The sequence below is a fragment of the Niastella populi genome (assembly GCF_002078015.1).
GTDB classification, from domain to species: domain Bacteria; phylum Bacteroidota; class Bacteroidia; order Chitinophagales; family Chitinophagaceae; genus Niastella; species Niastella populi.
The window spans coordinates 72,772-93,408 of the sequence record NZ_LWBP01000112.1 but is presented as its reverse complement, the minus strand read 5'-3'; the positions used below and the strand labels follow the sequence as shown (position 1 = coordinate 93,408).

At 46.5% G+C, this 20,637-nt stretch carries 12 protein-coding genes; 2 read left to right on the top strand and 10 right to left on the bottom strand.

Translation table 11 applies throughout. The features are described from left to right. Positions 1-13: 13 nt before the first annotated feature. From A4R26_RS11200 to A4R26_RS11180, 5 genes are all read right to left on the bottom strand, one after another. Entirely contained in the window at positions 14-1,846 is a 1,833-nt protein-coding gene (locus A4R26_RS11200; RefSeq protein WP_081163869.1) for a sodium:solute symporter family protein, read from the bottom strand. Positions 1,847-2,169: 323 nt separating this feature from the next. Further along, positions 2,170-3,327 (bottom strand): glycoside hydrolase family 26 protein, encoded by a 1,158-nt coding sequence (locus A4R26_RS11195; RefSeq protein WP_242674883.1) that lies wholly within the window; start codon positions 3,325-3,327, stop codon positions 2,170-2,172. A 4-nt stretch (positions 3,328-3,331) separates the two neighbouring features. After that, a complete protein-coding gene (locus A4R26_RS11190; protein WP_081163868.1) occupies positions 3,332-4,408 on the bottom strand; it encodes an IPT/TIG domain-containing protein in 1,077 nt (358 codons plus the stop codon). 24 nt (positions 4,409-4,432) lie between these two features. After that, a complete protein-coding gene (locus A4R26_RS11185) occupies positions 4,433-5,998 on the bottom strand; it encodes a RagB/SusD family nutrient uptake outer membrane protein (RefSeq protein WP_081163867.1) in 1,566 nt (521 codons plus the stop codon). A gap of 35 nt (positions 5,999-6,033) precedes the next feature. Further along, positions 6,034-9,174, bottom strand: a complete 3,141-nt coding sequence (locus tag A4R26_RS11180) for a SusC/RagA family TonB-linked outer membrane protein (RefSeq protein WP_081163866.1) — start codon at positions 9,172-9,174, stop codon at positions 6,034-6,036. Positions 9,175-9,406: 232 nt separating this feature from the next. Between A4R26_RS11180 and A4R26_RS11175 the strand changes: the two genes are divergently transcribed. After that, the gene (locus tag A4R26_RS11175) at positions 9,407-10,285 is read left to right on the top strand and encodes a helix-turn-helix domain-containing protein (protein ID WP_081163865.1); all 879 of its coding nucleotides are present in this window, start codon (positions 9,407-9,409) and stop codon (positions 10,283-10,285) included. Positions 10,286-10,523: 238 nt separating this feature from the next. Next, positions 10,524-11,228, top strand: a complete 705-nt coding sequence (locus tag A4R26_RS11170) for an NUDIX hydrolase (RefSeq protein ID WP_081163864.1) — start codon at positions 10,524-10,526, stop codon at positions 11,226-11,228. Between the two features lie 256 nt (positions 11,229-11,484). Here A4R26_RS11170 and A4R26_RS34885 read toward each other — a convergent pair whose 3' ends face one another. From A4R26_RS34885 to A4R26_RS11145, 5 genes are all read right to left on the bottom strand, one after another. Beyond that, on the bottom strand, positions 11,485-11,643 hold the full coding sequence (locus A4R26_RS34885; RefSeq protein WP_165760231.1) for a hypothetical protein: 159 nt from the start codon (positions 11,641-11,643) through the stop codon (positions 11,485-11,487). Positions 11,644-12,116: 473 nt separating this feature from the next. After that, positions 12,117-13,943, bottom strand: a complete 1,827-nt coding sequence (locus A4R26_RS11160; RefSeq protein ID WP_081163862.1) for a glycoside hydrolase family 2 protein — start codon at positions 13,941-13,943, stop codon at positions 12,117-12,119. A gap of 170 nt (positions 13,944-14,113) precedes the next feature. Continuing rightward, positions 14,114-15,328 carry a glycoside hydrolase family 88 protein gene (locus tag A4R26_RS11155; RefSeq protein WP_081163861.1) on the bottom strand — a complete coding sequence of 405 codons (1,215 nt, stop codon included), beginning with the start codon at positions 15,326-15,328 and terminating at the stop codon, positions 14,114-14,116. Positions 15,329-15,607: 279 nt separating this feature from the next. Continuing rightward, positions 15,608-17,224 carry a RagB/SusD family nutrient uptake outer membrane protein gene (locus A4R26_RS11150; RefSeq protein ID WP_081163860.1) on the bottom strand — a complete coding sequence of 539 codons (1,617 nt, stop codon included), beginning with the start codon at positions 17,222-17,224 and terminating at the stop codon, positions 15,608-15,610. Positions 17,225-17,248: 24 nt separating this feature from the next. Beyond that, positions 17,249-20,515: a TonB-dependent receptor gene (locus A4R26_RS11145; RefSeq protein ID WP_242674882.1), complete on the bottom strand. Its 3,267-nt coding sequence runs from the start codon at positions 20,513-20,515 to the stop codon at positions 17,249-17,251. Between the last annotated feature and the right edge of the window lie 122 nt (positions 20,516-20,637).

The window sequence follows — 20,637 nt, the reverse complement described above, 5'->3', positions numbered from 1 at the left end:
GTTTTAAAGTCTTTTAGTTTTCAAGTTTATCCCACCAGGTCTTTTTTAACACCAGTACAATGATCACCAGCATACCTGCAGTGATCAGTAATGGCAACTTCAACCATAACACGATATACATGGGCAGAATGGTAAGGCAACACTGGCCAATGATGCCCAGCACTACATTGAACATATCTCTTTTGAATGCTTTATTGGGTACGAATGCCGGGTCTTCGGCCATTACCTTTACCTGTATGGGTTTCCAGAAACCCCAGGGGTTTACTGTTCTGTAGAATTGTTTCAATACGGTTTCATCTGCGGGCGGGGCCAGCCAGGTGCCTATAAAACAACCGGCCAGCGAGATCACGAATAGCAGGGGCCAGCTATATAATGGCAGCGTATTTTTAAAAATATATGGGAATGCCATTGCGGCAATGATACCACTGGCCATGCCCCAGAAAAATCCATTGGCATTAAACCGCCACCAATACCATTTCAACATATTGGCGGCAATGTAACCGCCGTATAATGCGCTCACGATCCATTGTAAAACGCTGTTAACGTCTTTGGCAAAAAAGCCGAGCGTTACTCCAATGGCCACAACTATAATTCCAACTATATAATTGGCCGTGATCACTTTTTTGGTGCCTGCCTGCGGGTTTACATACTTGAGGTAAATATCATTGACTATGTATGCCTGCGCCGCATTGAGCGTACCGGAAAACGTGCCCATAAACGCACCCAGTAAACCGGTGAGCACCAGGCCAAGAATACCAACCGGTAAAAAATTATTGATGGCGGCCGGTAAGATCTTTTCGAAATCGGTTCCGTTGGCCGAGCGCAGATCGAGCTGGTTATAATACAACAACGCCAGTACGGTTAACCCAATGATCATCGAATACCGTACCGGCAACAGGATGATAGATACGAACCCCGACATTTTACTCGCCTCCTTTGGCGAACGGGTTGATAAAACTTTTTGCATATCGTAATTGGGCGCCGGCCCCGCAAGGCTGGCGAAAATGCCTTTGAACAACATCATCATGAAAAAGAAACCGAACAATCCAAAGCCATCCCCGGCTATCTTCTTATTGGCATCAGGCACCAGGTTGCTCCAGTCGAGATCCAGTTGCCAGTTGAAAAAAGGATTGGTCCAGTTTTCAGGCACCACCAGTGCAGTGCCAGGTGCATGTAACCGCAACATGGCAATTACCGCAATGGAAACACAGGCAACCGTCATGATGGCGTACTTGATCACATCGCCCAGTACAATGCTGTGCATACCGCCCAATATGGAATAGAACATCGCAAACAACGTGAATACGATACCATAAAAATGCGGCACATATTCCGGAGCGATCGCAAACGGAACATAGTTCTGCACTACCTGCCAGGGAACAAAGATCTCGATGAACTTGCCAAGGCCAACAAAACCATAGGCCAGAAAACCAAAACAGCTTAGCAGTGCAAAGGCCACCACTACATTATGTGAGCTTTTAACGCTTTTGCCGGTTGTACCAAAACGCGTCACCAGCCATTCGGCGCCGGTGCTGGCATTGGAGCGCCGTACCCATTTTGAAATGAACATCATCATAAATACCTGGTTGAACACAGGCCATAACCAGGGGATCCAGATACTCTTCATTCCATATACAAAACATAAGGCTACCATCCACATGGTGCCGCTGATATCGAACATATCGCTGGCATCGCTCAGGCCCAGCATATACCAGGGAAGCGACTTGCCACCCAACAGGTAACTTTCTTTATTCTTTCGGGCACGTTTTCGTAACACCCACCCTATCATTACCATAGTGGCCAGGTACAGAAAAACAATCGTTGCGTCTAATAATGTAATTCTCATTCTTTCTTAATTCGTGAATCGGCAATTGTAAAATACAACTGAAAGCCTAAAGCTAAAAGCAAATATAAAATACAGCTGCGCTACACACTTTCGCTGGCACCCCGCCTACACTAAAGATTTGGGCGGCAAAGCCGGAACCCGAAACCTGAAACCCGAACTATAGACAGGTTACCATTAAAAGCGGGTTTCGCATTAAAAACCAAGAACGTAAAACTAAAAACTTAGAACTGTATTTCCCTCTATCACCTTTATCAGCTTTTCAATTGCCTTGTCAACTCGTTAACTCGTCAACTCGTCAACTTATCAACTCGTCAACTTATCAACTATTCATATAACTTCTCCCTGGCAACATCCTTTTCAAATAAAGTATTTTCCTGCTGGTAAAACTTTACAAAATCAGCCGCCGATCCATGATCTTTATAGGGCGCGTAGTAATGCATTTTCTTCATCCATTGATTGTAACCATGATTACGCCATACCAGCACATACGAGATCTTATGCTCCCCTATCGCTTTTGATAATGTTTCCGTCCACCAGGTGGCAAATGGAATTTGTTCATACCCGGTTTCACCAATAGCCGTCAGTTTGTTCTTCTCTGCGGCGATCTCGCCCATTAATCCCAACTGAACATTGGTGTTCTTTACAAACCAGTCGCTTTTGGCGGGATCATCGTACTGGTAGCTGTCGAAACTGATCATATCTACCGCATCATCGCCGGGGTATCGTTCCATAAACTCCTCTTTTGTTTTGAAATCGCCGGCGGTATTGTATACATACAACAGGTTATGCACTTTCTTTTCTTCGCTCAGGTAGTACAGGGTGAACCGCCACAGCACTTTAAACTGTTCTGCCGAACAGGCATTGCGGCACCACCAGAACCAGTTACCCGTTAACTCATGATAGGGCCGGAACAATACCGGTATGGCTTCGCCTTTACTTCCCTTCAGCGACAGGAAGAATTTTGCCAGCTCATCGAGCCAGGTTCTGTACAACTGGTGATTGGCAGCGCCCGGTAGTATTGAAGCCACGGTGCCATGCGTGGTATCCCAGGCCCCTTTTTCGGCGCCGTACGGACTGCGGGCATGCCAGCTGATAGTGATTACCCCGCCCCGTTCATATCCTTCTTTAATGAACTGACGCATTTTTTTGAACGGAACACCATCGATATTTCTTTCTGCCCCCGCTTCCAGCCCGCCTAACTCCCAGCCATATACGGCCGGGTAATCGCCGGCCACCTCCTTTACATCGCTGCGCCCGTTTTCATACCGCCAGTTCACGCCGTACGCCAGGTCGTCCTGGTGACCGAACATATATCCTTTGCCAGCCAGCTTTTTCAGGTTATTATACAATAAAACAGTTTGCGTGGTAGCGTTTTTATCGGCAGGCAGTTCTCCTGTTACCGGCCGCAAAAAGGAGTTGTTCGCCCCAAATAATGCGGCCAGCAGCAAAAGGTGCTTTATTTGGTAAGCAATCATTTTCATATGCTTATTTCACCAAAAGCAGGTCGTCAAAATAGAATGTTTCATCCTGCGCATCAGGTCCCTGAATGCGGAAACCCAGTTGATTGAACGGAGAACCGGTAGCCCACAGGTTCAGCGTCGATAATGGCACTTTGAAATAAGTCCACACATTGGCAGGAACGTTTATTTTGTTTGCATCGAGATAATTGCCGTAACCGCCTGTTATCTTATCAGACATTATATACAGCGAGTAATCTCTTGAAGCACCTTTTATCCAAACAGTGAGGTATTTGTACGCGGGATCCTGAGCAACCCCTGTGCCCCAATTCGACAAACCGAGAAGGTGCCAGTTGCCTTTCTGATATTTCTTGGCAACTGATCTGGCGCCTGTTTTAAACTCTTCGGTTGTAATGAAGGCTGCATCGCCCCATGAACCGTTCTCAAAGCCGCTGCCATAATCATCTGTAAAGATCTGTAACGCCTGGTCGATATTTACAAACTCCTGTGTAGTAGTGATCTCTCCGGTTACGTTAGTGATGTTCAATGCCGCGCGGGCAACTGTTGTCGACGGCATTTTTATCACCAGTTGTTTTTTTGACTTAGATACAACGGTAGCCTCATCTGCAGTGCCGTTCACCACCACCTTACTAACTGTTTCCAGGTTGTTACCGGTGAGCGTAAGCGCTGTGCCGGCAACAAAATTATAGTTCGAAACGGTTGTTACGCTGGGAAAGGCCAGTCCTGTAAACGGCACCTGCAACGTTTTACCTGCACCGTTGGTGAATATGACATTTTGCGCCCCCCCCGAAACTGTATCAGGAACCCTGAATACAATTGCGCTTTCCGTATTCAGCGTTGTATAGAACGGCGCGGGCACGCTGTCTTTATCAAAAACGATGCTGCGTATATCGCCCAGGCCCCTGCCTGTAAGCGTAAGTAACGTACCACCTGAAGCCGTTGACGGTGTAAGGTGTTCGGCCTCCAGGCTGCCGGAAGGCGCACCGGGATTGCCATCTTTGTCCTTTTTACACGCATGCAGCATCACTCCTGATAAAACAATAAGAACGATCAGAAAAGATCTATAGCGGAATAACTTTTTCATATCAACAATCGTGTTTAGAATTCATTAATAATAGCTAACCGGTTCTTTAGCCAGCTCGGGATCCTGCAATATTTCGCCGGCAGGTATTGGCAGGTACATATACTTTTCCGTGAATGTCACATACGAGGGTACTTCGGCAGTGCCTCTGTTCTGCGCCTCTATCAGTTGCTTCGCTTTCGCAAAACCCTGTCGCTGCAGATCGAACCAGTAATCTCCCTCGAACGCAAATTCAACACGGCGTTCTTTAAGTATATCATCTTTTGTGATCATGGTTTTATTGCTCAATCCTGCGCGGGTACGCACCCTGTTAAACGCCTCCAATGCAGCGGCATCGGTGGTCGATGCGCCGGTTCCCATAACAGCTTCGGCATAGATCAATAAAACATCTGCAAACCGTAACATCATTGTATTGATACCTGTATTCATCCCGAGCACCAGCTCGCCGCCAAACGCCTTACCGGGGCCAACCACATACTTGGCGATATTGGAACGGGTTGGATTCTTGATGCCGCCATCGCCATCTTTTTGGATTGTATCGTATATATAACCGTTAGCCATAAATGTATTGTAGGCTGCATTGGCATTCTTCGGTTTCCATTCAGGTTTTGCCCAGCCTTGTTCCATAACCGAACCTTTACGGCGAAGATCGCCGAACTCATAGGCGTTCAGCATATCTATGGAAGGAATATACAACTGCCACATACTGGCTTCCTCGGTTTGCAGGTTGGAAGGCCCCCTGTCGGGATTCTTCTGGTTGGCAGAACCCCAGGGATTGCTGGTCAACTGGTGTTGAATAGAGAAAAGGGATTCTTTGTTATTGTTGAAAGTGCTTGAGCTGAACATGCCGGCATAATTTGTAACCAGATCATATTTGTTCGAACTGATCACTTCTTCCGCCAGTTTTTTTGCATTTTCATAATCTTTCAGATATAGATATAATTTCGCCATCATGCCCTTAGCCGAATACTTTGTAAGCCGGCCGGGTTGCGGATCGGTTTCAGGCAAACCGGCTTCCGCCAGTTTCAATTCTTCCAGCGCAAAGCGCAATACATCTTTCTGGTAATATTTGGGAATATTGAAATTGCCCGACAAAGCCGTTTTACCGGGATCGGTTACAATTGGCGCATCGCCCCAGATGCGGCCAATATAGAAATACACGGTACCCCTGAAGAAATGGCACTCCGCAATAGCGGGATCGATAAATGCAGGATTACCGCCCATTCCCTTTTTCTGCTCCAGCGCCTTCATGTATTCGCTCGTCCAGCCGCCGATCTTATAAAACACTTTCCAGGCGTCGGCAATACGCACAGAAGTGGAAGCAAACGAAAAAGCAAGATAGGGCACATCATCGTTGCCGCTTGAATATTCATTACCGGCCATTACATCGCCAATGGCATCCATTGCACGGTTCTCATAACCCGACCAGGGCAGGCCGTACAAAGTGCTGGTAAGACTCCGTACTTCTTCGGCCGTGTTATAGTAATTCGAAAGCGTGGTAGCATCGAGAGAAGGTCTTTCGGTAAATGTTTTTTTACAGGCCGCCAGCACCAGCACCGCTCCTGCAAAAGCATATATATTAAATCGTTTCATTGTAATAGTATTTAATTCCATCACGATCAGAAAAATTAAAATTCAAGACTGGCGCCAATGGTAAATGTGCGCGGATTGGGATAGTGGCCCATATCTACATTCATCAACTTGATACTGTTGTTGAATGCACCAACCTCGGGATCGAAACCGCTGTAATCGGAAAATGTTTTCAGGTTTTGAACCGACACATAGATCCTTGCGCTGTTAACTTTTACCTTATTCAGAACATTTTTGGGAATACGGTAACCCAGGCTGATGTTTTGTATGCGTATATATGAACCATCTTCTACATACCGGTCGCTGATATAGATGTTATTCGTATTGGTATTGGTGAACCGGGGCAATTTGCCGTTTGGATTGGCAGCTGTATACCTGTCAAGCACAGTACTCAGCTGGTTATAGTAGGCATTATCGAGTTTCTCCAGTTGCCAGCGCAGGAAGTTGAAGATCTTTGCGCCATGGCTACCCTGTATGAAAACACTAAGATCAAAGTCCTTGTACTGGAATGTATTGGTGAACCCAAAGGTGAACTTTGGCAACGGACTGCCGATAAACGTAATATCATCGGCATCGATCACCGTATCGCCGTTGATATTTTTAAAACGTACATCGCCAAGCCAGGTATGCGCCTGATCGCGGCTGTAACCGAACTGTGTTAAACTATTATCCAGTTCATCCTTGGTACGGAACAAACCATCGGTAACCAGCCCGAAAAATGAACCTACCGCATAACCGGGTTTGGTAAACGTGATGGTGTAGTTATCGTAATACACTTTACCGGTTAAGCCGGCGGTTGAAGCGGCCATTTTATCGAGCTTGTTCTTGAATTGAGAGAACACCACATTTGTCTTCCAGGAGAAATCTTTTGTCTTTACGTTCGTGCTTGTAAGACTGATATCGATACCGGTATTGCTCATTTGACCTACGTTGCCAATAGGCGCCTTCAGATCGTCCCATTGGTCGCCCACACCTATCAGGCGCGGACCGGTAAGGAACATCAGCATATCGGTCGTTGTTTTTTTGTAAACGTCAAAGTTCAGGTCGATGCGCCCTTTCAGGAACGAGGCGTCGAAACCTGCGTTCTTTGTTACAACAGATTCCCAGCTCAGATCGGGGTTTGAAATACCGTTCAGGTAGCTGGATGTACCAAAACCAACAGGCCCGGGCCAGAAACCAACCACAGAAGTATAGGGCGGATTGGGGGCGCCGGAAGGCAGGTTTTGGTTACCTACCGAGCCATAGCCAACACGCAGTTTCAGATAGTTCACTACATCTTTAAAACGATCGGCGAAACGTTCGTTGGTAACCGTGTAGCCAACAGAAGCGCCGGGGAAATACCCCCATTTATTATTGGGACCGAAATTGGAAGAGGCGTCGGCCCTGAAGCTCAATGAGAGCGAGAAGCGGTCGTCATACGTATAACTGCCCCTGGCAAACCACGATTCCATAGCCCAGTTATTTTTTCCGCCGCCCAGTTCCCAGGTTTGTTTATCGCTTTCACCGGCATCGAGGTCGAGGATATTATTGGCCAGGTTCACTTTCTTGCCGCCAATGGCTTCGTAATAGGAATACTGCACTTCATGCCCCACGGTAGCGGAAATGCTGTGTTTGCTAAACCATTTATTATAGTTCAGGTAATTTCTAAGCGCATAATAATAGCTGTTTGACCGGGAGTCGAACAACTGGCTTTGCAGTTGAGTGGGGCCAATAGCGCCTGAGTTCTGATAGGCTATGCGGTTGTTCAACCCGAGCGAATAGGCAAATTCCGTTTTAACGGAAAGGTCTTTACGCAACTGCACATCGGCATAGGTATTTCCGAACACCTGCCAGTTGGTGTTCCTGTTGCCGCGGTAATGGCTTCTGGCGATAGGGTTATCCTGGCTGTACTGAACACCGCCGATAGTGGTTCCGCCGCCCCAGGTGCCATCGAGGTTCTTAACCGGGATCAGCGGACTTTGTACCGCCCCCCACCAGATGGTACCTTCGGCCGCATCGGCCAGTGTAACGTTTTGAATGCTCCTGGTGGCATTGGTGCTGAAACCGATCTTCAACCATGACTTCAACTGGTGATCGAGATTGAAACGGAGGGTATACCGTTTAAAATCGGAACCGATCAAAATTCCCTTCTGATCGAAATAGTTCAGCGAGAGATAATAAGACGTTTTATCTTTTCCGCCCGAGAAACTGAGCTGGTGATTTTGCATTTGTCCGTGCCTGAACATGGCTTCCTGCCAGTCGGTACCTTCGCCAAGCACGGAGGGATCTTTAAATTCATCGGAAGGTGTAAGACCCAGCGTTGGCGCTACTTCGTTCTGGAACTGTGCAAATTCGCGCAGGTTCATGAGATCGAGTTTTTTCTGTACTTCCTGTTGGCCGTAATACATTTCATAACCGATCCTGCCTTCCCCGTTCTTTCCCTTCTTGGTAGTGATGAGAATAACGCCATTGGCAGCCTGGGAACCGTAGATAGCCTGCGCCGAAGCATCTTTCAATACGTCGATGCTTTCGATATCGCCGGGGTTTATGGTAGACATTACGCTATTTCCAATCTGTCCGTCGGAACCGCCAAGGCCGGCATAGCCGGTGCTGTTCCTTGTATTGGTGAAAAACGGCACGCCGTCGACTACGATCAGCGGGTCGTTGCTGTTGATGGAGGTAACGCCGCGTACTTTTACCGATACGCCGCCGCCGGGCTGACCGCTGTTATTGATAACCGTTACACCGGCCACCTTTCCCTGGATAGCCTGGTCGATACCGGCCACGGGCAGGTCTTTAAGGTCTTTTGCCTTTACCGAAGAAACGGCCGACGACACATCGCTGCGGCGGGCGGTGCCATATCCGATAACCACCACTTCGTTGAGTTTGCTATCGGTTACGTTCAGGGTAACCAGCACAGTTTCTTTGCCATCGATGGCAACAGTTACTGGTTTCATGCCCACATACGACACTTCGAGCGCGGTGGCCCCTTGCGGAACAACCAGCCTGAACTGGCCATTGTGATCGGTAACGGCTGAACCTTTTGTCCCTTTTACTTTTATGGAAGCTTTTTCAAGCGGAACCCCGTTTTGGTCGGAGACAATGCCCGAGATCGTTTTGGTTTGGGCATACGCAGAAAGGTTTAGTGCCAGCGCCCATGCAAAAAGCACAAGCACCCGGCAGAGTACTTTTTTTCTCATACAGCAATACAATTTACTCCAAATTTATGCCTGGATTATGATTATAAAATAATACTATAATGACCTATTTTTATATTATTTTCCATTTTATATCTGGCAAAAACCAATATACCCCTGCTAAATCGTTGAATACACTGGATTCTGTTAATTCCACTCCGGCAATACAATTATGATATTAATTATACCAGCAATTGTATATTTTTGATCACAATTACGATACAATTGCCAGCATATGAAAAGCACATTATTGCGTGAAATCACGCCGCTTACCCAAAGCGATTGTTTTACCCTCTTTTCCCGCGTGAAATCCGAGTTCGACTTTCCGCTTCATTACCATGAGGAATTTGAACTCAACTTTATTCAGAACGCCAAAAACGCCAGGCGGGTGATCGGCGATCATATTGAAGAGATCGATGAGCTGGAACTGGTTCTGGTGGGCAGCAACCTGCAGCATGCCTGGTTCACCCATAGTTGTAAAAGCAATGAGATCAGGGAAATCACTATCCAGTTTCACAAGGACCTCTTCGATGAAAAACTATTACGCCGCAACCAGCTGAGCTTTATCCGTACCATGCTGGAGAAATCGCTGCGGGGTATCCTTTTTTCGAAAGAGACCACCCAGCTATTGGCGCCGCGTATTATTGAGTTGAACCAGAAACAGGGATTTGATTCAGTGCTTGAATTAATGTCAATATTACACGATTTATCGATCTCCCGCAATATGCGCATCCTGTCGGATGCCACTTTCAATAACACCGAGCAGTACACCTACAACAGCCGGCGTATTGAAAAAACACTGGAGTACATGAACCACAACTTCGACAAACCCATTACCCTCAACGAAGTGGCGCGGCTGGCCAATATGTCCGACGCTGCCTTCAGCCGCTTTTTTAAACAGCGCACCGGCAATACATTTATCGACAGCCTCACCGAAATAAGGCTGGGTCATGCTTCCCGCATGCTGATAGACACCACCCAGTCGATCGCTGAAATAGCCTACCACTGCGGGTTCAACAATATTTCCAACTTCAACCGTATTTTTAAAAAGAAAAAAAGCTGCACGCCCAAGGATTTCAGGGAAAGCTTTTCGGGCACCCGCATCTTTATTTAGCGAATACTTGACCGGCGTTAGTATTATCGGTTAACTCCGGCAGGCACTGACGTTAGTTATGGCAAAAACCTGCACCGCCCATCGCGCCGGCAGGCCCCTTTTTAAAAAAAATAGCTATCTTCATCTCACGGTAATACCATTGTTCAGTTTTTCTTATTACTTTAACCCAAAATTCTATCCGTTTCCACTATTCTGATTTCCGGATCTTAGTAGTATAAATGGACCGATATACTTTCATATGAAACATTATTCCAAGCAAAAACGCATGCTTGTTGCGGTAGACTCGATCATTTTTGGATTTGACGGACATGAATTAAAACTGCTGCTCATACAAAGAGGATTTGAACCCGAAAAAGGTAAATGGAGCCTTATGGGTGGTTTCGTTCAGCCCGACGAAGACTTTGAACAGGCTGGCGCCCGCACCCTGAAACAGCTTACCGGTCTTAAGAACGTATATATTGAACAATTATATGCCTTCGGCGAACCAACCCGCGATCCCGAAGAGCGCACCGTGTCTATCGCCTATTTCGCCCTCATCGATATTCATAAGTACGAGAAGCAGATAAGCGATGACTTCCATGCCGAATGGTTCTCCCTGAAAAAAATACCGAGGCTCATATTCGACCATAGCCGTATGGTTAAAATGGCGCAGGAGAAACTTCGCTACAAAGCAGCCTTCCACCCTATTTTATTTGAACTGCTGCCTGAGAAATTCACGTTGCCCCAACTGTACAACCTGTATACCGGTGTATATGACACTGTGCTGGACAAACGTAATTTCACCCGCAAGATCCTTTCTACCAAACTCCTCGTTAAGCAAAAAGAAAAGGAGAAAGAAGGTTCTAAAAAAGGCGCGTTCTATTATAAGCTCGATAAACGCCGCTACGATTCGCAATTCCATTCATTCATGAACTTCATTCCCAATCCCGATAACCTGAAGTAGGCAAAAAAAAAGGCGGCTCCCCGGAGGAGGAACCACCCTAAAAAACAGGACATAACTGGAGGAGAGTTGCTATTCCAACTGCGACATCCCATTGTTTGCCTTTCCCGTAAACCATAATATCTTTTAGTTTATGGTTTATTGTTTTTGGTTTGTTGTTGTCTGACTTTCATAACTCGCCGTTATTTGCAGCTTGCGATTAAGCCGAACGCCAACCATAAAACATAAACTATTAACTATGAACTGTGAACTGTGAACTTTAATATAATCTGATGGCCGGCGCCATTATGGGACGAACATTCACCTGCAGTTGTATGCCAGGTGAATTTTTATTTTCCGGAATCTTTGGAGATGATCTTACGGCAAAGCCGTTCCTGATGATCATGAAAGAACAACACAGCATAATAACGTATCTCATAGTTAGCGAAAATTATAAAAGGGTACAACCCGCATGTGCGGCCATAATATTCAGGTTAAAACAAGTGCAATGGAGGGATAATCAACAGGCAATGGGCAATGGGCAATAGACGACAGGCATTGGGCAAAACAAAAAGAATTACCGGTTCACAAAACTCAAACTTCACAAGCCCTGAAACCTGTACGTTCAGTAGTTACTTTAAGTGAGAGATTACTTTCTGCAGAAAATTAACGTCATTCATACCTTTGAAAGAACCATGCCAAAGTGAACGTTGCCGATGTTTGGGAAGCGGCTGCGATGAGATATTTATTTTTTGAATACAAAACCCGGGAAATACAAGTTGTTCAGTTGTTCAGTTCGGGACTCGCTATTAATTGTCAATAGTTCACAGGCGCCTTTGCGCCATTGATAGAAGACTTACAAACTCAATAACTGAACAACTGAATAACTCAATAACTGAACAACTGAATAACTTATAAACCCTTTTCTTCATAATAACCCTTCAACACATAAAAGGCCTTCTTCTTTCTCCCCTGCTGATCTATAAGCCCTTTGTTGTTCCAGCCTTCCTGGAAGGTTTGGTTGTTACGGCGGGGCGAACGGAAATCGCAGAGCAGCCAGGGCGAGAGCCCGGCAAAATTCTCAGGCATGCGTTTGAACATGGCTACCTGCTCGCGATAATACCATTCCTGGTATTCTTCGCTCCAGCGGGTAAGCGAATCGCCATGAAAGCCATACAGCGTTTCAGCGCCTGTTTCGCTAATGAAGAAAGGTTTATCATAAGCAAACTCCCATTGGGCGGTACGGCATCTGTCGGGCAGGCCTGCATACCAGCCCAGGTATTCATTGAAAGAAACGATATCTACAAATTCTCCCAGCGGGTCATCAATCTTACTTACGCCCGCCTGGTAATTCACCTCCAGCGCCGCCGATACCAACCGGGTTGAATCGAGCGACTTCGCCGCACTGATAAGGTTGCGCATAAAAGCAGTACGCGCGGGCTTAACCGGCGTTTCATTACCAACCGACCAAATGATGATGCTGGCCCGGTTCCGGTCACGGGTTATCATTTCAGTAAGTTGTGTACGTGCTTTGTTAAACACTTCGGCACTGGTGAAATCGATCGTCCAGTAAACCGGGATCTCCGACCATACCAATATGCCCATTGAATCGGCTGTACGGGACATGTTTTCATTATGCGGGTAATGCGCCAGCCTCACCATATTGCACCCAAGCTCTTTTGCATACCCCAGTAATTGCAGGGCATCCTGTTTACTGTATGCGCGGCGGATCTGTTGCGGTATTTCTTCATGCATACAAATACCGCGCATGAACAACGGCTTACCGTTCAGCAATACCTGCTTTCCCGCCACTTCAATAGTGCGGAACCCGATCTTTTCTTCTATACGATCGGCGCCATTGCTTACTACCACCGTATATAGCTTTGGGGTTTGGGGCGACCATAACTGCATAGCAGGCAAATTAAACCGCAGGTTTACCCGTTCGCCCGTTACAGGGAATATCTTTTTGATCTTTAATTCAGGCAGTTCTACAGTCACCTCGCGGGTGTTTTGCCAGTCCTTTACATTCACCCACCCTTCTACCGGAACATTCTTCATTGTTTTTAGCGCAGCGCCTTTTTGTACCTGCAGCGTAAAATCCCTGATGAATGCCGGTGGCACTTCAACCAGTTGCACATCGCGGGTAATGCCGCCATAATTCCACCAGTCGGTATTCACAGTAGGCACTTCATCTTTGTGGCGGGTATTGTCTACTTTCACCACCAGGTAGTTACCGGTTGCTTTCAGCACCGAATCGGGCACTTCAAAATTAAAGGGCGTAAAACCGCCTTTGTGTTTACCCAGCTTTTTGCCGTTGAGATACACGTCGGTTTCGTAGTTGGAAGCGCCAAAGTACAGATATACTTTATCTGTGGAGTTGGCTTTTGTAAAATCAAACGACTTCTTATACCATACTATGCCTTCGTAATACAGGAATTTTTCCGCCTGAGAGTTCCAGTCGCCGGGCACGTTCAGGGTATATTCATCAGTGAACTTATGTTCTTTGCGATCGGTCTTGTTTTCGGGCACATCCGTATTCCAGTAGGCCTCGCGGTCGTTTTCTTTTCTTTCGAGAAAACGGTAATCGTAGAACCCCGTTCCATACGGATCAATAATATATTGCCACTTACCGTTGAGACTGGTTGTTTTTCGACCGGCGATATTTGTTATCAATGGAGTTTGTGCGTACACGATGGTACTGGCTACTGTTATAATAACGGTTAAATATAATGACCTCATAAGGGAATTTCATGAATGTTAAAATCGCGTCATCGGAAAATAAGGCGTGCCATCCCGGATGAGCCGGAATAACACGCCATTCTGCTTACCAACTAAAAACTGCGAACGAAAAACTTTGCATTTTAAACCATGAGTTGGCACTCATTCTTATCAACTTGTCAACTCATCAACTATTTACCCAACTCCTTATATCTTTTACAGGCTTCTATAAAATAATAATCGCCATAAGTAAGCGGTACATCTATTTCGGTGCCGGCGGGTTTATGCCCTACCCCGTGTTGTAAAATAAAACCGCCATTGGTGCCAGCAGCGGCTTTGTATTCGGGGGTCGATAAATTAGTGATCATCGTTTCCGCAGCCTGCATATACTTACGGGCTTCTTTGCCTTTTGTATACTGGCTCAATTCAATAAATGCAGATGCCATGATAGCGGCAGCAGAAGCATCGCGCAACGCATTGGGAATATCGGGTGCATTGAAATCCCAATAAGGGATCTTATTTGCAGGCAGGTTAGGGTGTGATAAAATAAACGCTGCGATATGCTGCGCCTGTTGCAGGTAACGAACATCTTTGGTATAGCGATAACAAACGGCATAGCCATATAAACCCCATGCCTGTCCGCGGGCCCAGGCCGAGGCATCGGCAAAACCCTGCGCTGTTTTCTTTTCCTTTACATCACCGGTAGTTATATCATAGTTCAATACGTGGAAAGAACTGTAATCGGGCCGGAAATGATTCTTCATGGTAGTATTGGCATGGGTAACGGCAATTTTCCAGAAAGAGGAGTCGCCGGTAGCTTTTGTTGCTTCAAACAACAATTCAAGGTTCATCATATTGTCGATGATCACCAGGAAATCGGTTTCCTTTTTCGAATCCCATGATTTTATACAACCTACTTTTTCGTTAAACCGGGTACTGAGCGATTTCGCGCTATTGACAATAATGTCTTTGTATTCAGGTTTTGGCTTTATGCGGTCGGCATTGCCAAAACTGCAATACATCATAAAACCCAGGTCGTGGGTGGTTTTGTTATATTGTTCTTTCTGTAATACCCCGAGTATACGGTCCGCCTCGTTGTATAGCACAGTATCACCTGTTTGTTCGTACAGGTATAACAGTGTGCCGGGATAAAAGCCGCTGCACCACCAGCCTGAACCGCTGGTTTCGGCTTTACCGGTTTGCGGAAAATAGGTTTTCGGAAACCTGTCGGGTGGTAATGTCGCTTTCAATACCTTGTATTGTTTTGCGCCATCTTCAAAATTCGCTTGTATGGTTTGCAAAAGGGGGCCTTTCGCCTTAAAAACCGTTTTCTTTTGGGCTTCACAGGCAACACTGCCGGTGATTACACTGAACAATAAAGCAGGAACAAATACAGATGATCTCATGGATAGCAATAATTTCCGTCGAATGTAATGAATTATATAGTAAACTTTTGAACGTTAATAGTAAGCTTAATTGGGAAAACAATAAGCTGAATGAGCATCGAACATTAAGAAGTAAGATGTAAGAAGTATGATTTAAGCATATAGTAATTTTTCAATATTTATCATTAAATCGCACCTAAGACTTAATACTTCGTATTACCTGTTCTTATTTTTTACTTACTTCTTACATCCTACTTCTTACATCCGGTTCCGGCCTCATTTTACCGACAAGCCCACATGCTAATAAAGCTCATTCTGCTCCAGCCTCGCATCCTTATTCAGATCGATCTCCGACTGCGGAACGGGCAATAGCAAATGTTTGCTGGTAAGTCCAATAACCGGGTTAATATTCTGCGTATTGTATTTTGTTGTTCTGGTAACCAGTGTTTTGGTGCGCATAAGGGTCATGCGGCGGTTCTCTTCGGCCAGCAGTTCCCTTGCCCTTTCATCGAGGATGAAATCAAGCGTTACATCGGCTGCCGATATGGGGGCAGCGTTCGCCCGGGCCCTGAGCGTATTTAAGGTGGTAGCAGCCTCCCCTGTTTTACCCTGTTTGAACTGGGCTTCGGCCAGTAACAAATAGGTTTCGCCCAAACGCATTAAAATAAAATCCTTTACCATCGCAAACCCAAACACATCGTTAGGATCGAACTGGTACCATTTGGTAGTATGCGGCGCAATTTTGAAAACGGTGTCGGCTCCCGCATACGGCACCTGTTGGCCGTAATTTGGCTTACCAACGGTATTGTAGTAAAAACGGTGGCGGATATTGTTTTCCGAATTACGCATATCATTGGCGCCGTACAGGCCATATACCACCCAATCGGTCAACCGCATTCTTCCAATGCCGCGGCCGCCCAGCGAATCGCAAATTGTCATATCGGTGATCTGGTAATACGCTGCACCCCAGTTACGGCGTTGTTGCGGAGCGCCGCTATAACCGCCTACCACAGTGCTGGTATTTTCCAGCTCAAGCACCCAGATGGCCTCCTTGTTCCCTTGTCCGTACCGCATATTGCCGTATACAAACATATCAGAAAATGCATCGCCGGGCTGACTGGTCTTCACCCCATACCGTGAAGTAACGAGGTTGAACTTACCGCTACTGATAACCGCCTGCGCCTGTGCTTCAGCGAGGTCGTTCTTACCCATGCGCAGGTACGCTTCGGCCAGTAACTGCTGCGCCATGGCCTTATTGGCGCGGCCATACAATTTGCCTTTTGAGTTCGACTTCAAATTATCTATGGTTGGCAAATAGGTGGCAGCATAGGTAAGGTCGGCGGCGATCACGTCGTTTATTGAATCGAGCGGCGACCTTGTAAAATTGGTCCTGGGTTTTGTAAGCGGTTCGGTTACCAGAGGCACCCTTCCAAATAAAGTGGCCAGCATATTGTAGGCATAGGCCCTGAAAAAGCGGGCTTCCGCATTGAAAACATTCTTGCCGGCTTCAGAAAAACTGGTAACGGCCGGGTTTTCGGCATTGGCAATGATATTATTGGCATTATTGATCAGTTGATAAGCCCAGGTCCAGGTAAAGGAAGCGGCGCCATCAGTTGATATCAGCTGCGTATAATCGTAGTAAGGCACTTCAATGCCCTGTTTCTGGGTTGGCGGCACCCACGCGATATCGGTTCCGGCATTCCATACGCTGGGCCAGCCCTGGGCATCGCTTTTTGAGAAAAACAATCCTGTTTGATAATATAACCCTATGGCAGCCGCATCGAACCCGAGGGAGTCGGTGAGGGTTTCGGGCGCATAGTAAGAATACAATTCCTCGTCGAGGAACTTTTTATTGCACGAATACAAACCCTGCAAAACCAGGTACACACACGCTATAGTGATAATATGCTTTTTCATTTAATACTGTTTTAAGTTGATCAATTAACGAAGTCCTACATTGACACCGAATATGAATGACCGTACAAGCGGATAGTTGCTGTCCCAGCCGTTGCTGCCCCTGAAGGTGAAGTCATTTTCGGGGTCCCAGCCTATCCAATCGGTGAATGTATACAGGTTACGACCACTTACATAGAAAGTAAGACTGCCCAGTCCGGTTTTGGTTAATAACCGTTGCGGGGTAGTGTAGCTTAATGTAGCATCTTTGATGCGGGTAAAGCTATTATCTGAAGCGTATCCATAACCGCGGGTGTTGGTATAACGCAAAGAAGGGCGCGAGTTGCTTTTGTTCTCTTCCGTCCAGTAACCTATTTCTTTCGGCGTGTTCATACGGCCGGCCTCATCGGCAAAGGTGAGGTTCACATTGTTTTTTAAAGCGCCCTGAAAGGTTTGAATGAAGATGTTCAGGTGCCAGTTCTTATAATGGAAGGTATTGGTCAGCCCGCCGATCCATTTGGGCAGGGTAGACCCGAGGATGCGTCTGTCAGCGGCAGTTATGGTTTTGCTGCCATCCATGTCGGCGAACTTCAGATCACCGGGTTTTACGCCGGGGTCGTGGCTGGAAGCATCTTCACCGGTTTGCCAAACGCCCTGCAATACATAATCATAAATAACGGAGATGGGTTGGCCAATGAACCAGCGGTTACCGAGATCGTCTTTTTTATCGCCATAGATATCAACGATCTTATTCCGGTTGCGTGAGAAGTTGATCATGGATTCCCATTTGAAATCCCCGCTTTTCACATTGATGGTATTCAGTGTTATTTCCAATCCTTTATTAGCTAATTTTCCCAGGTTGTCCCAAACGGTTGCGTACCCGGTTGCAGCAGGCAGGTTACGCCTGAGCAAATTATCGGTTGTACGGGTACTGTAATACTCAACGGTACCGGTAATACGGCTGCCGAGTAACGAGAAGTCGATACCGGCATTGAAACCCGTAGTTGTTTCCCAATGCAGTTCTTTATTTCCCATGGCGCTGGTGCTTATTACGCCAATTGTGCTTACGCCGTTATAGGGGAAACGAACGGAGGCATCGATGGCCGATGTTCCGTTGGGCGAAATGGCCTGGTTGCCCGATTTACCATACGATACCCGCAATTTCAGGTTATTTACAAAAGTAACCGGGGCCATAAAGGCTTCATTGCTGATATTCCAACCTACGGCAAATGACGGGAACAGGCCGTATTTGTCGGTATTGGCGCCAAAAGCGGAATAACCGTCGCGGCGGGCAGTAACAGTAAAGAGGTAGCGGCTGTCGTAATTATAATTCAACCGGCCCATTTGCGAGGTGAGCGTACTTTTGGTTTGGTAAGAACCGTACACGTTCGCAAAATTGAAATACCCCACATAACCGGCGCTGAGGGTAGCGGCAGCGCTCAGGTTCGTATAGGTTAATTCATCGTTCACAAAACCGGTGCCCACGGTAGATGTTCCGAAATAATCATTCCGTTGTGCACTGTACAAACCGGTAAAGTCGATATGATGTTTTTGCCAGTCTTTATTATAGGTAATGATATTTTCAAGGATCCAGTTTTTATTTTCGGTACTGCTCACAGTAGCCGTTCCCAACTGGTCATTCGATTTTCTGCCGGTATAATTGGCGCTTCTGCCGGGCAGGTACGACCAGGCGGCATTGAGGCGGTATTTCAACCCGGGTATAATAGCCGGTTTTAATTCAGCATAAAAAGTACCATTGAGGTTATTACCCCGGCTGATGCGGTCATTATACAAACCAAGCAACGGGTTCACATACAACAACTCGGGGTTCATTGGGAAAATCTCATAATCGCCATTGGCCTTACGCAGGGTTCCATATGGGCTCATAATAGCGCCGAGGTAAAAATTCGCTCTTCCGCCGTCATAATTGTTATTGGCAAAGAACAGGGAGGTTCCAACGGTAAGGTAATCGGTGAGATTTACATCGAGATTCGACCGGATGCTCAGCCGTTTATACTGGTAACCTTCCACCACGCCTTTCTGGTTCAGGTAATCGCCCGACAAATAGTATTTCACGTCTTTGGTACCACCCGATACGCTTACATTATGATCCTGGATGATACCCTGGCGGGTAACCTCTTTGATCCAATCGACCGTATTGCCGGCATTATAGTTGGCTATTTCATAGGCGTTGGGCAATATATTGGTTTGCGTTTGTGTGGGGTTCACCTGTGCCCACCAATCGGCATATTTCTTTACATAACCTTCCGGACTGTTTGGTTCCATTATATGGGCCAGGTTTTCCAAACCAACGTAGCCATTGTACCGGATGACCGGTTTACCCGAAAGCCCTCTTTTAGTTGTAATGAGGATAACGCCATTAGCGCCGCGGGTACCATAGATCGCAACGGCAGACGCGTCTTTCAACACCTCTATTGAAGCGATATCGTTTGTATTGATGTCGTTGATATTTCCGCCTGTAGTGCTGAACGGAATACCATCTACCACGATGAACGGTTCCCTGCTGGCATTAAATGAATTGATGCCCCTAACGGTTACAGTAGCGCCACTGCCTGGTATGGATGAGTTTTGTGTTACGTTCAACCCTGCCACCGAACCCTGCATGGCCTGGTATACGTTGGTCACCGGCAGTTCGCTCAAACGTGCTTTGGGCACCGATACCACTGAACCGGTAACATCAGATTTCTTTTGGGTACCATACCCAACAACGATCACCTGGTTCAGGTCGGCCACATTCTCCTGCAAAACCACATCGATCGTATGGCGGCCTTTAACGGGAATTTCCTGATCGAGGAATCCAACGGAACTAAATACCAGCACGGCGTTTTCACTCGAAACGTTTATGCTGAAGGCACCCAGTTCTTTGGTAGAAGTACCATTAGCGGTACCTTTTTCCTGCACTGTAACGTTCGGCAATGGATTGTTGCGGGTATCGGTAATACGGCCCGTAACCTCAAAGGCCAGCGGCGTACGTTCTTCTACCGCAGTTTTTTGTTCCGTTGAAATAACGATAAGATCGTTGCCTACTATCTTATAAGTGAGCGCGGTTTTGTTGAGCAGTTGCTTCAATACATTACCAACCGGTTCACTTTGTACATTGATATTGATCTTTTGTTCAGTGGGTAAGATCTCTTCATTGTATACAAACCGGAAATATGTTTGCCGCTCGATTATTTTGAAAGCAGTGCGCAGGGATGCATTTGCCAGTTTCAGGGTAACCTTTTCCTGGCCAAATGATTCGTGCGCTATAGACTGAAGCGAGAAAAAGCAGATAAGCAGAACAGTCAATTTCATCAGCAGCAAGCATTTGATGACAGGGGCAGGGCATGAGAATACCCTACATCCATTTTTTTTCATAACTTAGTTTTGAATAGTTAAAGGATGAGAATTTCCTTAAGCAAGAAGGTTGTCAGAAT

Coding starts and splice junctions, on each gene's coding strand:
- A4R26_RS11150 (WP_081163860.1), bottom strand. CDS start 17,224: ATGAAAAAGCATATTATCACTATAGCGTGTGTGTACCTGGTTTTGCAG.
- A4R26_RS11145 (WP_242674882.1), bottom strand. CDS start 20,515: ATGAAATTGACTGTTCTGCTTATCTGCTTTTTCTCGCTTCAGTCTATA.
- A4R26_RS34885 (WP_165760231.1), bottom strand. CDS start 11,643: ATGAGATACGTTATTATGCTGTGTTGTTCTTTCATGATCATCAGGAAC.
- A4R26_RS11160 (WP_081163862.1), bottom strand. CDS start 13,943: ATGAGGTCATTATATTTAACCGTTATTATAACAGTAGCCAGTACCATC.
- A4R26_RS11195 (WP_242674883.1), bottom strand. CDS start 3,327: ATGAAAATGATTGCTTACCAAATAAAGCACCTTTTGCTGCTGGCCGCA.
- A4R26_RS11175 (WP_081163865.1), top strand. CDS start 9,407: ATGAAAAGCACATTATTGCGTGAAATCACGCCGCTTACCCAAAGCGAT.
- A4R26_RS11185 (WP_081163867.1), bottom strand. CDS start 5,998: ATGAAACGATTTAATATATATGCTTTTGCAGGAGCGGTGCTGGTGCTG.
- A4R26_RS11155 (WP_081163861.1), bottom strand. CDS start 15,328: ATGAGATCATCTGTATTTGTTCCTGCTTTATTGTTCAGTGTAATCACC.
- A4R26_RS11200 (WP_081163869.1), bottom strand. CDS start 1,846: ATGAGAATTACATTATTAGACGCAACGATTGTTTTTCTGTACCTGGCC.
- A4R26_RS11190 (WP_081163868.1), bottom strand. CDS start 4,408: ATGAAAAAGTTATTCCGCTATAGATCTTTTCTGATCGTTCTTATTGTT.
- A4R26_RS11170 (WP_081163864.1), top strand. CDS start 10,524: ATGAAACATTATTCCAAGCAAAAACGCATGCTTGTTGCGGTAGACTCG.
- A4R26_RS11180 (WP_081163866.1), bottom strand. CDS start 9,174: ATGAGAAAAAAAGTACTCTGCCGGGTGCTTGTGCTTTTTGCATGGGCG.